The 13,015-nt window shown below is 36.8% G+C and carries 15 protein-coding genes; 2 read left to right on the forward strand and 13 right to left on the reverse strand.

All coding sequences use genetic code 11. The features are described 5' to 3' along the window. Nucleotides 1-115: 115 nt before the first annotated feature. Nucleotides 116-679, forward strand: a complete 564-nt coding sequence (locus PYW32_RS08575) for a cysteine hydrolase family protein (RefSeq protein ID WP_016174713.1) — start codon at nt 116-118, stop codon at nt 677-679. Between the two features lie 19 nt (nt 680-698). Here the strand turns inward: PYW32_RS08575 and PYW32_RS08580 are convergent, their stop codons facing one another. From PYW32_RS08580 to PYW32_RS08595, 4 genes are all read right to left on the reverse strand, one after another. Continuing rightward, nucleotides 699-1,439 (reverse strand): MFS transporter, encoded by a 741-nt coding sequence (locus tag PYW32_RS08580; protein WP_016174712.1) that lies wholly within the window; start codon nt 1,437-1,439, stop codon nt 699-701. Nucleotides 1,440-1,702: 263 nt separating this feature from the next. Next, nucleotides 1,703-2,305, reverse strand: a complete 603-nt coding sequence (locus PYW32_RS08585; RefSeq protein ID WP_016174711.1) for an NAD-dependent epimerase/dehydratase family protein — start codon at nt 2,303-2,305, stop codon at nt 1,703-1,705. A 170-nt stretch (nt 2,306-2,475) separates the two neighbouring features. Then, complete coding sequence (locus PYW32_RS08590) at nt 2,476-3,246, reverse strand: ABC transporter permease (protein WP_016174710.1); 771 nt, start codon at nt 3,244-3,246, stop codon at nt 2,476-2,478. Beyond that, on the reverse strand, nt 3,239-4,174 hold the full coding sequence (locus tag PYW32_RS08595) for an ABC transporter ATP-binding protein (RefSeq protein WP_016174709.1): 936 nt from the start codon (nt 4,172-4,174) through the stop codon (nt 3,239-3,241). The genes PYW32_RS08590 and PYW32_RS08595 overlap by 8 nt, the downstream gene beginning before the upstream one ends. A 509-nt stretch (nt 4,175-4,683) precedes the next feature. Here PYW32_RS08595 and PYW32_RS08600 point away from each other — a divergent pair. Next, nucleotides 4,684-5,046, forward strand: a complete 363-nt coding sequence (locus PYW32_RS08600; RefSeq protein WP_016174708.1) for a hypothetical protein — start codon at nt 4,684-4,686, stop codon at nt 5,044-5,046. Nucleotides 5,047-5,185: 139 nt separating this feature from the next. On the opposite strand, the gene PYW32_RS08605 is transcribed toward PYW32_RS08600, so the two are convergent. From PYW32_RS08605 to PYW32_RS08645, 9 genes are all read right to left on the reverse strand, one after another. Continuing rightward, complete coding sequence (locus PYW32_RS08605; protein WP_016174707.1) at nt 5,186-5,629, reverse strand: Lrp/AsnC family transcriptional regulator; 444 nt, start codon at nt 5,627-5,629, stop codon at nt 5,186-5,188. 96 nt (nt 5,630-5,725) lie between these two features. Next, on the reverse strand, nt 5,726-6,883 hold the full coding sequence (locus PYW32_RS08610) for an MFS transporter (protein ID WP_016174706.1): 1,158 nt from the start codon (nt 6,881-6,883) through the stop codon (nt 5,726-5,728). Between the two features lie 12 nt (nt 6,884-6,895). Continuing rightward, a complete protein-coding gene (locus tag PYW32_RS08615) occupies nt 6,896-7,645 on the reverse strand; it encodes an amino acid ABC transporter ATP-binding protein (RefSeq protein WP_016174705.1) in 750 nt (249 codons plus the stop codon). Nucleotides 7,646-7,666: 21 nt separating this feature from the next. Continuing rightward, complete coding sequence (locus tag PYW32_RS08620) at nt 7,667-8,638, reverse strand: NAD(P)-dependent oxidoreductase (RefSeq protein WP_016174704.1); 972 nt, start codon at nt 8,636-8,638, stop codon at nt 7,667-7,669. An 11-nt stretch (nt 8,639-8,649) separates the two neighbouring features. Next, entirely contained in the window at nt 8,650-9,876 is a 1,227-nt protein-coding gene (locus PYW32_RS08625) for an aminotransferase-like domain-containing protein (protein WP_016174703.1), read from the reverse strand. 12 nt (nt 9,877-9,888) lie between these two features. Further along, nucleotides 9,889-10,641, reverse strand: coding sequence for an amino acid ABC transporter ATP-binding protein (locus tag PYW32_RS08630; protein ID WP_016174702.1), 753 nt, complete (start codon nt 10,639-10,641; stop codon nt 9,889-9,891). Then, nucleotides 10,638-11,348 (reverse strand): amino acid ABC transporter permease, encoded by a 711-nt coding sequence (locus tag PYW32_RS08635; protein WP_016174701.1) that lies wholly within the window; start codon nt 11,346-11,348, stop codon nt 10,638-10,640. Before PYW32_RS08635 ends, PYW32_RS08630 begins: the two co-directional genes overlap by 4 nt. Before the next feature lie 14 nt (nt 11,349-11,362). Then, nucleotides 11,363-12,169 carry a transporter substrate-binding domain-containing protein gene (locus PYW32_RS08640; protein WP_016174700.1) on the reverse strand — a complete coding sequence of 269 codons (807 nt, stop codon included), beginning with the start codon at nt 12,167-12,169 and terminating at the stop codon, nt 11,363-11,365. Nucleotides 12,170-12,182: 13 nt separating this feature from the next. Continuing rightward, nucleotides 12,183-12,932: an amino acid ABC transporter permease gene (locus PYW32_RS08645; RefSeq protein WP_016174699.1), complete on the reverse strand. Its 750-nt coding sequence runs from the start codon at nt 12,930-12,932 to the stop codon at nt 12,183-12,185. Nucleotides 12,933-13,015 lie beyond the last annotated feature (83 nt).

Raw genomic sequence — 13,015 nt, forward strand, 5'->3', positions numbered from 1 at the left:
AATGTGTTCTTTTTTATAACAAATTATAAAAGAAACCTTAAATTAAAGATAAGATAGGAATAAAACAAAAAATCTTCTATAATAGAAAGAAACTTACACGAAACGGAGGCATTTTATGATAGACAAGGCATTATTACTCATCGATGTTCAACAAGCATTCAACGATCCAAAATGGGGCCCTCGCAACAACCCCACTGCAGAAGAAAAGATGCAACAGATTTTAACGGAGTGTCGAAAGAACCATTGGACAATTATCCACGTTCAACATGTCTCACAATCACCAGATTCCGTTTTCTATGAGCAAGGCACAGGATTTGCTATCAAAGAAATTGTTGCTCCACAAACAGGCGAGAAAATCATTCATAAACAAGTCAATAGTGCATTTATCGGCACTGATTTGAATGACTATTTAAACGAGCAAAAAATTAATACTTTAGCAATTGTTGGCTTAACCACACCACATTGTGTATCAACCACAACAAGAATGAGTGGAAATTTAGGTTATCGCACGTACTTAATTGCCGATGCTACAGCCGCATTTGGTATGAATGACCATCACGGTAATTTCATTGATGCCCAAACCATTCATCACTACTCGCTAGCAACCCTTCATGAAGAATTTGCCACCGTCCTAGATACGAATCATTTTCTTCAAAAAATACAAAACGCAACAGTTTAATCTCCTGTTGCGTTTCTTTTTATCGAATATCTTTTTTCATAAAAGTAATAAGAAGATACGTTGTCAATAAAAGAGACAGAACCATGAGCATTAGGGTGACAATCATAATTAATGCGCCAATAAAGAGCGCACGTTTATCCAAAATAGGAACAATCTTTTCACTCATGTTCTTCTCTTGCTGAAGCACTTTTGCTACCTGATATGGATCTGGTCGTAAAAAAACAAACCACAGAATCCCCGAAGCTAAATATGCGCATGCGGACAAAATAAATGCCCCTGTTAAAGGTGGCAAATGCCATGTGATAGCAAGATTTGACATCGTCGCACTCAAATTCGGCCCGACAACTGCACCAAAAGTGGTCGCCACCATTGCAATACTAATCGCTTTTGAACGATCTTGTGGTTCTGCTAAATCCGAACTAGCATAGCGTGCTTGCAAATTCGTTGCAGTACCAAAACCATAAATAAACAACGACAAAAAGAGAAAATAAATGTTCTCTACTGCAGTCGCAAAAATAACCCCTAATGCACCCATTCCGCCTAGAAGAAATCCCGTTGCCAATCCTAGTCGTCGCCCATTCTTTTGAGTCAAGCGTCCAAACATAAATGCTGCAAATGACGATCCTAACGTAAAAATAGCGGACGGAATACCTGCTAAGTTATCCGTGCCTAATATTTCTTGCGCAATTAAAGCACCAACAGTGATACCTGCCGCTAACCCTAATCCTCCTAATGTTTGTGAGAGTATGACAACTAACAATGTTCACCGATGAATTCTCTTTTTATCTGCTAATGTATAAATAACCCTTCCACTCCTTTTTCACCTAACCTTCTTTTCATAGTAAACTATTTTGCAAGCAGCAGCAAGACAGCATATTATACCGAAAACAACTATATCAATTAAAAATTGAGCTGTTTTAAATGAAAAAATTTGACTAAAAAAGAATACCTACACCTGATGGGGCAATCAATTATGCCACAAAGCATAAAAATCAAGATTATTCTACTACTTATAATGAAGGACTATGTGTACAAATGATGCAATGTCTCCATTCCAAAATTTGGCAAATAAATTTCTTTGCCCGCTGCAATATCTTGAAATACTTGATCATCCAAATTTCCTAGAGGATTAATCATTGACCAACCAGGACCTGAAATCTGTCCTGGCATAATGACCGTGGCAGGAAATTGATTCGTGCGATACTCTTGTTTTAAATATTTTTCGCTTGCATATTTTTGACTTCCATATTCATCTAATGGAAATTTCCGACCATTTGGATCAGCAGGTAAAGATTCCGCTCTACCATGGGCCCAAATAGAGGAACAATACAGGTAATGCGAGAGTTGCGTTTTTTTCAATGCTTGCACCAGACCTTTGACTTCATCCAATGTAAAACAGATTAAATCAATCACGACATCCGCAGCAAGAGCGGCAATTTTTTCATTAAATTGCGGATCTTTTTGTCTATCCAGAATAACATGTTCTACTTTCTGCCAAGTCCAGTCTTGATAATATGGCTGACTCTTGCCACGAGTAATTACTACAACGTCATGTTGCGCTTTCACTAATTTAGGAATTAAGAACGAACCAATATGTCCGCCTCCACCAATCACAACAACTTTCATTTCTATCGACCTCCTTGTTTGAGTCTATCTTAGCATGTCTTTTCTCAAAAAAGAGCAACATTTTGTATCTTGGAAAAGCTTTCCAAAATAAAGGATTATCAGCGCCCTCTTTTGTAAAAACTTTTTACAAAAAAACAGGCAAACGTATGATGTCTGCCTGCTTTTCATTATTAACTTCTTAATCCACGTCCACGTTCAATTAAATACCAACAAGCAATGTAAATCACGATAATGAATAACACTAAAATAGTCATCGACAAAGCCAGTGGAACATCAATTGTCCCTAAAAAGCCATAACGGAAACCTGAGATCATATAGACAATTGGGTTGACTTTTGAAACAGTCTGCCAAATAGGTGGCAACATTGAAATGGCATAGAAAACGCCACCCAGATAGGTCAATGGTTGCAAGACAAAGGTTGGCACAATGGATACATCATCAAATGATTTGGCAAAAATTCCGTTTAATAAACCAGCCAGTGAGAACAGCGTGCCCGTCATCAAAAGTGTGACCACAACAATTCCCCATGAATACACATGTAATGGGACAAAAAATAAAGAGATTAATGTCACTAAAGCACCGACTAAAATACTTCTACCTAATCCACCAATCACAAATCCCCAGATAATGACGTGTGTTGGTACGGGCGCTACGAGCAATTCTTCAATGTTTTTTTGAAATTTTTGTGAGAAGAATGAAGAGGCAACATTGGAATATGAACTGGTAATGACTGACATCATAATCAAGCCCGGGACAATGAATTCCATATACGAAAATCCTGCCATCTCTCCAATACGACCACCGATTAAATTACCAAAAATCACAAAATAAAGTGATGTCGTAATAACTGGTGGAACTAACGTTTGGATCCAAATACGCATATAACGGTGTGTCTCTTTCACCGCAAGACTTTTTAAAGCTGTAAAATAAAGATTAAACATGTTTCTCCCCCACTTGATGGTTTTCTTCTGTAATTTTTAGGAACAACTCTTCTAAACGATTCGACTTGTTACGCATTGAAAGTACTTTAATTCCTTGATTGGTTAATTGTTCAAACAGTTCGTTGATTCCTTGATTACGTTCCACTTCTACGGCAAGGGTTGTCTCGTCTTCAAAAGAACTGTGATAACCAACAATTTCTGGTGCTTTTTCAAAAGGTGCCAAATCAAATAAAAACGTCTCAAACTGTAATTTTGATAACAATGCTTTCATGCTCGTATTTTCAATCAAGCGTCCTGATTGAATGATACCGATATTGCGACATAACATTTCGGCCTCTTCCAAATAATGCGTCGTTAAAATAATCGTGGTACCTTTTTCATTTAATTCCCTTAAGAAATGCCACATTTCACGGCGCAATTCAATATCAACTCCTGCTGTTGGTTCATCTAAAATCAACAGTTTAGGCTCATGCATCATCGCACGTGCAATCATCAAACGACGTTTCATTCCGCCTGATAACATACCCGCACGTTCATCGCGTTTTTCCCATAAATCAGATTGCTTTAAATATTTTTCACTTCGTTTAAATGCTTCTTTACGTGGAACACCATAGTATCCTGCTTGATTCACCACAATTTGTTGAACTGTTTCAAATGGATTGAAGTTAAATTCTTGGGGAACAAGTCCAATTTGTTGCTTTGCACGAACTAATTCTGTATCTAAATCATAATCAAAGATTTTCACTTGTCCTGATGTTTTATTGACAAGAGAAGTCATAATTCCAATCGTTGTCGATTTTCCTGCCCCATTTGGACCTAGAAGCGCATAAAAATCACCTTCTTCAACCGTTAAGTTAATCCCCCGTAAAGCTTCCACGCCAGATGCGTAGACTTTTTTTAATTCTTTTATTTCTAATGCATAGCTCATTCCATCTTTTTCTCCTTTGGTTATAATTTGCCCTACTATCATAACACGTTTTATTTCTAAGGTTAAAATGATTGATTTCCAAAACAAAAAAAACTACCTACCGAAAAATCGGTAAGTAGTTATTCGGTCGTATCAAAAAAAGGATGTCACTATGCTGAAATATTTTGGGCTATCGTCTGGAACAGCTACATCAACTTTACATTAGACTTGAGTAGAATCTTATTCTTTGGTTTGATTTTAAAGATAAAAGACAATGCGTATCCAAACTTATCTAGCTATTACTAGTAATAAGCAAATTTTGAATACCATTATAACATCAAAATACTGATTTATAATGATTCTGATAATTATTAGAGACGTTAGTGAAAATAGCAACATAAAGAAATGATCTATTCAAAACTTCTTAAATCTTTTGAAATACTTAAGAATAAAAAATTTAGATTAAGAAATACTATTTTTCATTTTTTGTTATAATTGTTTTAAGCTAAATCACTAAAGGAGGTTTCATAATGAATAAATTAATCTTTTCACACCGTTCAAATTTTTTCCAAATACTTGTAGCGAGTATTCTATCAATGATCATTTATCTATTTCTTGTTTTTAATGATGGACTAATTGGTTATATAGCTATACTTATGATGTTTTTTGCCTATATTGTCGTTTTTTCTTTAAGCACTATTTTATTTATGAATAGTATTAAAGAAGGTGCGGTATTCTCAATAGTCATTTCTGTTATTTCTTCTTGTTGGGTTATCTATGGTTTAGGAAGTGAATTCTTTTCGAATGGTATTAATTTTAAAATAATGATGGGCCTATTATTACTCTCTATAGTGATTAATTTTTATGGCTATATGAAGCAGCACCGACTATAGCAAAAAAGGATTCTCACATAAAATTATGGTCAATCCCCCTTAAAGTTTCCACGCCAGATGCGTAGATTTTTTTATTTCTAAGGTTAAAATGATTGATTTCCAAAACAAAAAAACTACCTACCGAAAAATCGGTAAGTAGTTATTCGGTCGTATCAAAACTCACGCCTCTAGGACCCACGCTAGTCGAAAAGACGATGTGAGTTTTTGTATCACCAAATGTTTGTAATTCGTTAATAAATTCATCCAAGGCGATGGTATTTTGAAAAAATACTTTTAAAAGCATCGAAAAGTCACCTGTAATGCAGTCACATTCAACGACATTGGGGATCTTCTCAATATAGCGATAAAAATCATGTTTGATTTTTGCATTCACTGCACATTGAATATATGCTTTAATTGAAAAGTTTAATTTTTGATAATCAACAATTGTTTGATAAGACTTAATAATCCCTTGATGTTCAAGATTTTGAAGCCTTGTTGAAACAGATGGAGAAGAAATAAAACACTCTTCGGCAATTTGTTTAACAGTGACACGCGCATTTTTTTGTAAAATATTTAAAATTTTGACATCTAGCATATCCATGTTGCTCTCCTCCAATTTCTTTCGTTACTTTATTTTAACGAAGGAAAGAGTGCAATGCAACTGATTTTTATTTTCCATGTTATATTTTATAACATACTAGATTCGATTTCGCCAAATTAAATAGACCATTCCGGCAAAAACGCTACACATTGTACAAATCAGATACATCGTCGAGAAACCAACAAAAGTTGCTACAACGCCCCAAACCATCGCACCGCCACCATAGGCTACATCTAAAGATAATAAAAAGATTGCGGTTGCTTTTCCACGTTGCTGCTCAGAAACGCTTTGCAACACAATCGTATTCATTATTGGCATCAAATTGGCGTAACCAATCCCATATAATATGGCTGATAACAACAAGGTGATCAAACCCGTTGAAAATGCCACCAAACCAAATGCTACCGTTACAAATAAAATACTACTAATAATTAAAAACTGTTGATTGATTTTTTCTAGTAATACTGGAAAGCAAAGTCGTACTAAGACCGTCACAATAGACATTACTGTAAAGTAATAGCCCGCACCAGAAATATGACGTTCGATAGCGAATTGCGCAATAAACGCAACTACTCCAGATTGTGCCAAAAAAATCAAAAACATAATGATACTAGGAATGACAACTTCAGGCTTCTTTAACAACCCTACATCTAAATCGTTGGTTTTCTTAGAAGTCACAACTAAACTTTCACTGACAAAGAGACTTAAAAAGAATGCCAGAGCAGTCAAAACTAAGGCAATGCGAAAAAGTGCATCAAATCCGTAATTTTCAACTACTGTCAATCCGATTAACGGCCCAATCGCACTGGGAACGGATTGGGCAATACTAAAATAGCCAAGTCCTCGTGATAATTTGTCTTTGGGAATTAAATCAGCAGTCATGGTTGCCGAAGCTGTCGCTTGAATACTATTGCCAACACCTTGTACTAAACGCAACAAAAATAATGAAAGGAGTGTTTGCAAAAAATTCAACAGTGTAAAATCAATCAGTAGGATCAATAAACCTGTGATAAGTAACAAGCGCCGACCATATTTATCAAGGAGAAAGCCAATTGGAAAACGGACAAACAAGGCAGAAATTCCTAAAATTCCAACGACTCCTCCTGACACAGCGCTTGTTCCTCCTAATTCAGATACAAATAACGGTAGTGTCCCCATTTGAGTGGTAATGGCGGTCATCGCCAACATGGTAATGACCATTAATAAAATAAAATCTTTGGTCCACAGTCGAGCTGTTTCTTGAGAATATTCCATCGCTAAACTCCTCTATGCCGTTTTGAAATTAATTTGCGATAAAAATTTCTTTGTTCGATCTTCTTTTGATTGTCGAAACACTTCTTCAGGAGTTCCTGCTTCAACGACGACACCATCAGCCATAAAGATGACCTTATCCGCAACTTCATATGCAAATTGCATTTCATGGGTCACAATAATCATTGTCTGTCCCGTGTCAGCTAATTGACGCATGACTTTTAAAACATCACCCACTAATTCTGGATCAAGTGCCGAAGTTGGTTCATCAAATAGCAAAAGTTCAGGACTTAATGCCATCGCACGAGCAATTCCGACCCGTTGTTGTTGCCCACCAGATAATTGAACAGGATACATACTTGCTTTATCTGATAACCCCACTTTTTCAAGCATTGTTAAGGCGATTTGTTTGGCGTCTTTTTTAGAAAACTGGCGAGGTGTCACCAATCCTTCCATCACATTTTGCAAAACCGTCATATGTTGGAATAGCTCATACGATTGAAAAACCATCGCTGTCTTTAACGCAATCTCTCGTCGTTGCTTACTGCCGATACGATGCAGCAAATAACTTTCAGAACCTAGAACATAACGTCCTGCATCTGGTCGTTCCAATAAATTTAAACAGCGTAAGAAGGTTGTTTTGCCAGAACCACTAGGACCGATAATACAAATTACTTCGCCATGATGGACTGTCATATCGACTCCTTTTAAAATTTCATTTTTACCAAATTGTTTTTTCAATCCTTGAATTTGCGCTTGAACCATTGCGATCCCTTCTTTCTAAATTTAAACGGATATTTTGTTCATTGACTCTCCTTTCTGTAAAATTTCTTTGGCATTATTCAATGCTGTTTCCGTAATTTCTTTTACAGCCAATTCGGTATGAAAAGCAATGTGTGGTGTTAAGAACACATTTGGAAATTGACTTAATTGCGTATAAAAGGGGTTCTTCTTCCAATCATCATTGAAATATTTTTCTTCATTTTCAATTGCATCTAGTGCCACACCGCCTGCTTTCCCTGAGGCTAACCAAGCAACCATAGCATTTGTATCAATGATTTTGCCACGTGCCGTATTCACTAAACAGGCATTTGGTTTCATCATTGCAAACACCTCTTCTGAAAATTGGTACAACGAGCGATCGTTTAACGGAATATGAATCGATAAAACATCCGATTGTTTGACCAATTCTTCAAAAGAAACATATCGAGCAATACCATTTAATTGAGGATTTTGACGTGAGCTGGAAGCAAGCACATGACCACCTAAAGCGTGAATGCCCTCTGCAACGACACAGCCAATCCGACCCGTTCCTAAAACCCCAACGGTCACATCTTGTAATTCACGACCAATAGCTGTTTTTCGTTGGGTACTTTCGTGCGTCAGTGTCGGCACATTACGCAATAGCAACATAATTGACATAATCGCAAAATGACCAACCGAAGTAGGGCTATATCCCGGAACATTGGTGACTGTTAGCTTATATTTCGTTGCCCAGTCAAAATTGACACCATCAACCCCTGTTGATTTAATGGACAATTGTCGAATGCCATAATCACTCAAACGTTTATAAATCGTTTCATTTTGTCGCATTTCCACACTGGGATACAGACAAATACCATCGCATCCTTTGACAAGTGCAATATTTTCACTAGAGATTCCTTCTGCAACCATTTGAACAGGAATTTGATTAACGAACGACCATTTTTGAATAAATGGTCGTTCCTCTTCACTTACATTGTAAAAAATTAACTTCATCGTCATCCTCCTCAACTCGCGCGATAAATTTCCTTCATATCAGCTTTATCAACCGCTTTTCCTAGTCGTTCAATTCCTGTAATAATTTCTTCGACAGTTGGTTTTGTAAAGTTTAAACGGATATAGTGGTCATACCCTGCGCCCTTCACACTCATAATATTTCCAGGAATGACAACCACTTTGTCTTCTTCTAAATACTGATAGAATTTTTTCATATCAATCGTATCGGTTAACTTGCAACAGATAAAATAACCGCCTGTTGGTTTGATATAACTAATTTTTTCTGATGGTAAACGATCTAAGCCATCCATCATCGCCGTTAAATTTTCTTTATACAACGCTTTTAAGAAATCAACATGCGCTTCAAAATTATAATGCTGCATAAATTCCGCTAGCATGACTTGCCAATAAAAATTACTGTGTGAATCTGAGACTTGTTTGGCTAAAATCAATTTTTCTAACAATTCATCCGGTGCCATAACGAAACCTAACCGCGTACTAGGTGCTAAAATTTTCGAAAATGAACCGGCATAAATGACTCTGCCATCTGTATCCATTTCTTTGATTTTAGGAATCGGATCACCTTCATATAACAAATCACCGTATGGATCATCTTCAAAAATAACTACATCATATTTCTGTGCAATGTCATAAATTGCTTGACGTTTTTCTAAAGGAATCGATGTTCCTAAAGGATTTTGAAACGTAGGAATCAAATACAACATTTTAATCCGGTGATGAATATCCATACGTAACATTTCTTCTAATACTTCTAAATCAATAGACTCTTCCTCTATTTTCATCGGCACCGCTTGTGGAACGGCTCCGTAACCTCTAATAGCATTGACCGCACCTGAAAAAGTCATCTCTTCACATAACACAATGTCTCCTTCGTTACACAACACTTTCACTGCGACATCCATCGCTTGTGTCGAACCAGAAACCACCATCACCTCTTCGTCGTTCTCGATATGATTGATTGTCGCCAATCGCTCTTTAATTAATTCACGCAATACTGGATAACCTTCCGTTGCGCCATATTGTAAAAGCAATTGCGGATCGACTTCAGTGTAAATTTTTTGGGAAATTTCTTGCAACGTCTCCATTGGAAAAGCTTCAGTTGGCGGAAAACCATAGGCAAAAGAAATCACTTCTGACTCTTCCATATTTTTCTTGGCATTTTCTCTTAAAGGGGATGTCTGCATCCCTAACATGCGATTTGCAAAACGATAATTCATCTATTTTTCCTCCTACCCAGCTAATTGACTTGTAAAACGAGCGAGAAAATCTTTGGTTCGCTCCTCTTTCGTTTGTTCAAAGACTTCTTTTGGTGTGCCTTGCTCGACAATATGACCATTTTCCATAAAAATGACTTTATCTGCGACATCATAAGCAAATTGCATTTCATGGGTAACCAATACCATCGTCGCTCCTGTTTTGGCAATTTCTTGCATTAAATGTAAGGTTTGTCCAACTAATTCTGGGTCCAGCGCAGAGGTTGGTTCATCAAACAAGATAATTTCTGGATTTAACGCTAATGCTCGTGCAATCCCGATTCGTTGTTGTTGCCCACCTGACATTTGACTAGGATAAAAATCAGCCCGATCAGCTAGTCCTACTTGTTCCAAAAGTTTTAAGGCAATCTTTTCTGCTTCTTCTGGTGATTTTTTTTGTGCTAAAACCATCGGCAGAGCAATATTCTCTTTTGCCGTTTTATTTAAAAATAATGCGTAATTTTGGAAAACCATCGCCGTTTTTCGTTGATGCTGTAAAATTTCTTTTTTCGTGGCTGTTTCAATAGTTGTTTTTACACCACCTAACATCAACGTTCCTTGATCGGCATGTTCTAAAAAGTTTAAACATCGCAAAAAGGTGGTTTTCCCCGAACCACTCGGCCCTAATAACACGACTACTTCCCCTTTTTTGATATCCATATCAATGCCTTTTAACACTTCATTTGAGCCAAAGCGTTTATGAATATTACGTATCTCCATGGTAATCATGTGACCGACCTCCTTAATTTACGTGTCATTCGTTCTTCTAAAAATCCGGTTCCTTTTTCAATGACAAAACTCATTGCCCAGTAGACAATCGCTACCGCAATATATGCTTCTAAAAAACGATAATTTTGTTGCGCAGTAATCTTCGCTGCTGCAAAGACGTCTACAACACTAACCATAGATCCCAATGCCGATGCTTTAATTAAATTGATTAATAAGTTACTAAACATCGGCAAAGAGACCGGAATTGCTTGGGGGAGCAAAACACGCTGAATGGTTTGAAAAGGAGATAAACCAATCGAATGCGCTGCATCAAGTTGCCCTTTTTTTATGGATGCAAACGCACCACGAAAGATTTCACTACTATTAATTGTTGCTAAGATACTCAATGCAACAATCGCAATCCAAATCATATGGAAGTCTTTAAAGCGTAAAGACCATCCGAATGATTCTGCCCAACCATCAAATTGTTTTGAGGCGACAAGATACATCCCTAAAATAATCAAAACAATGGGGACTCCTTTTAAAAGCGTGATGATTGTTTGAAAAATAGGTGACAATATTTTCACTTTATATAATCGAATCAGCGCAATGCCTAGCCCTAAGACCATCCCAATGACTAGAGATACGATTGCCATAAATAGTGTGGTACCAATATATTGACTGGCAACTTGCAATGATCGAAGCATCGTACTAAAATCAAAACTCATGACTCTCACCTCTCTTATTTAGGAACGTAATCTCCTTTTAAGTATTGCTCAGAAAGTTTTTTAACTGTTCCATCATCAATTAATTCTTGTAAACTTGTATTGACTGCTTCAATTAATTTTTCATCGGCTTTTTTGTTAAACAATAGAAAGGCATTTGAGTTGTGAACTGGATCGCTCCCTTTTTCTAATGATGTACTAAACGATTCATTCCAATTATCTAACTGATATTGCGGACCTAACGTGGCATCAACTGCCCCGGAAGTCAACGCCTGTACAATTTGTTCATTGTTGTATTCGCCATAAATCAATTCAAAGGCATCGGGATGCTCAGATAAATATTTTTCAGCCATGACTGCTTGGTTCGTGGCAGTCGTCACATAGATTTTTTTACCAGCTAAATCATCAAAAGTATCATAAGTTTCGCCTTTGTCTGGATCAAAAATAATATACGTATCCCATACAGAGTATCCGACATCGCCATAGATAAATTTTTCTTGACGTTCGTCATTTATTTCATATTCATATGCCGCAATATCAACTTTTTTACTTTCTAAGTTTGATAATGTCGTTGGAAAATCAGCTCCTTCTAAAACAAAGCTATAATCCGTTAACTTTTCATCAATTGCTTTTAACACTGCAACATCATAACCATCTAATTCGCCATTTTCATTTAAATAAGCATAAGGAAGGGCATCATTACCAGTTCCTACTTTCACTGTAGTTCCTTTTTCTTCACTTGCAGCAGAATTTCCTCCACAAGCCCCTAATAAAAATAGTGTTGCTGTTAATAATCCACTAGTCACCCATTTTGATTTTTTCATCCTAGTTCCTCCCTTAAATCAATTCCGTTTTTTTTCGTTTAAATAAAAGTAATTTTGGTAATGAGACATGTATCGTTCGCTTTTGCTCAAAACTCATATTGCGTTCCAATAAAGCAAACACGCGTTCAAGAATCATGCTTAGTACAATGAAAATAATTGCGGCACCAACATATCCTTCTAATGTATGGAACGTCACAGCGCCAATTGCTCGTGCTTTACCGACGACATCAATAACACCGATGGTAAATGCGAGGGACGTATCTTGTAATAATGCAATTGTCGTTGTACCAAATGCAGGCAAGGCAACGCGAACGACTTGAGGAAAAATGACTCGTGTGTACATTTGATATTTGGTTAACCCACAAGCAATACTTGCCTCTTTTTGTGTCGCTGGGACGCTTAAAATTGCGGCTCGGATGGTCTCCGATTGGAAAGCAGCGGTATTCAATCCATACGTAATGTAAATAAAAATAATTTTATTCCACGAACTGACATCAATTTGAATCAATTGTAGTAACATCGGTACACCGTAATAAACGACATACAATTGAACAAGAATCGGCGTGCCTCGAATAAATGAAACAAAAATTGCGCCTAATTGACTAAGAACGGGAATGTTTTCAATACGAATGAATGCTATCACCCCTCCAAAGAGCAAACCCACCAATGTCGCGATTGCCACAATCATTAGCGTAACTGGTAGTGCACTGAGAATATTAGGAAAATATTCGACTACCAAATTCCAACTAAAAAAGCTCGTCATAGTATTTCCTCCTTTCGTTCAGTTTTATCTGAATATTCTGAACATATGAATACAATACCGACCAATCAGATAAATAACAATAC

The organism is Enterococcus saccharolyticus subsp. saccharolyticus (assembly GCF_029023825.1).
Classification (GTDB): domain Bacteria; phylum Bacillota; class Bacilli; order Lactobacillales; family Enterococcaceae; genus Enterococcus_F; species Enterococcus_F saccharolyticus.

Excerpts from the sequence above, each read along its gene's own strand:
- PYW32_RS08595 (WP_016174709.1), bottom strand. The coding sequence starts at position 4,174 with ATGAGCTATGCATTAGAAATAAAAGAATTAAAAAAAGTCTACGCATCT.
- PYW32_RS08600 (WP_016174708.1), top strand. The coding sequence starts at position 4,684 with ATGAATAAATTAATCTTTTCACACCGTTCAAATTTTTTCCAAATACTT.
- PYW32_RS08605 (WP_016174707.1), bottom strand. The coding sequence starts at position 5,629 with ATGGATATGCTAGATGTCAAAATTTTAAATATTTTACAAAAAAATGCG.
- PYW32_RS08610 (WP_016174706.1), bottom strand. The coding sequence starts at position 6,883 with ATGGAATATTCTCAAGAAACAGCTCGACTGTGGACCAAAGATTTTATT.
- PYW32_RS08590 (WP_016174710.1), bottom strand. The coding sequence starts at position 3,246 with ATGTTTAATCTTTATTTTACAGCTTTAAAAAGTCTTGCGGTGAAAGAG.
- PYW32_RS08615 (WP_016174705.1), bottom strand. The coding sequence starts at position 7,645 with ATGGTTCAAGCGCAAATTCAAGGATTGAAAAAACAATTTGGTAAAAAT.
- PYW32_RS08585 (WP_016174711.1), bottom strand. The coding sequence starts at position 2,305 with ATGAAAGTTGTTGTGATTGGTGGAGGCGGACATATTGGTTCGTTCTTA.
- PYW32_RS08635 (WP_016174701.1), bottom strand. The coding sequence starts at position 11,348 with ATGAGTTTTGATTTTAGTACGATGCTTCGATCATTGCAAGTTGCCAGT.
- PYW32_RS08625 (WP_016174703.1), bottom strand. The coding sequence starts at position 9,876 with ATGAATTATCGTTTTGCAAATCGCATGTTAGGGATGCAGACATCCCCT.
- PYW32_RS08575 (WP_016174713.1), top strand. The coding sequence starts at position 116 with ATGATAGACAAGGCATTATTACTCATCGATGTTCAACAAGCATTCAAC.
- PYW32_RS08630 (WP_016174702.1), bottom strand. The coding sequence starts at position 10,641 with ATGATTACCATGGAGATACGTAATATTCATAAACGCTTTGGCTCAAAT.
- PYW32_RS08620 (WP_016174704.1), bottom strand. The coding sequence starts at position 8,638 with ATGAAGTTAATTTTTTACAATGTAAGTGAAGAGGAACGACCATTTATT.
- PYW32_RS08640 (WP_016174700.1), bottom strand. The coding sequence starts at position 12,169 with ATGAAAAAATCAAAATGGGTGACTAGTGGATTATTAACAGCAACACTA.
- PYW32_RS08645 (WP_016174699.1), bottom strand. The coding sequence starts at position 12,932 with ATGACGAGCTTTTTTAGTTGGAATTTGGTAGTCGAATATTTTCCTAAT.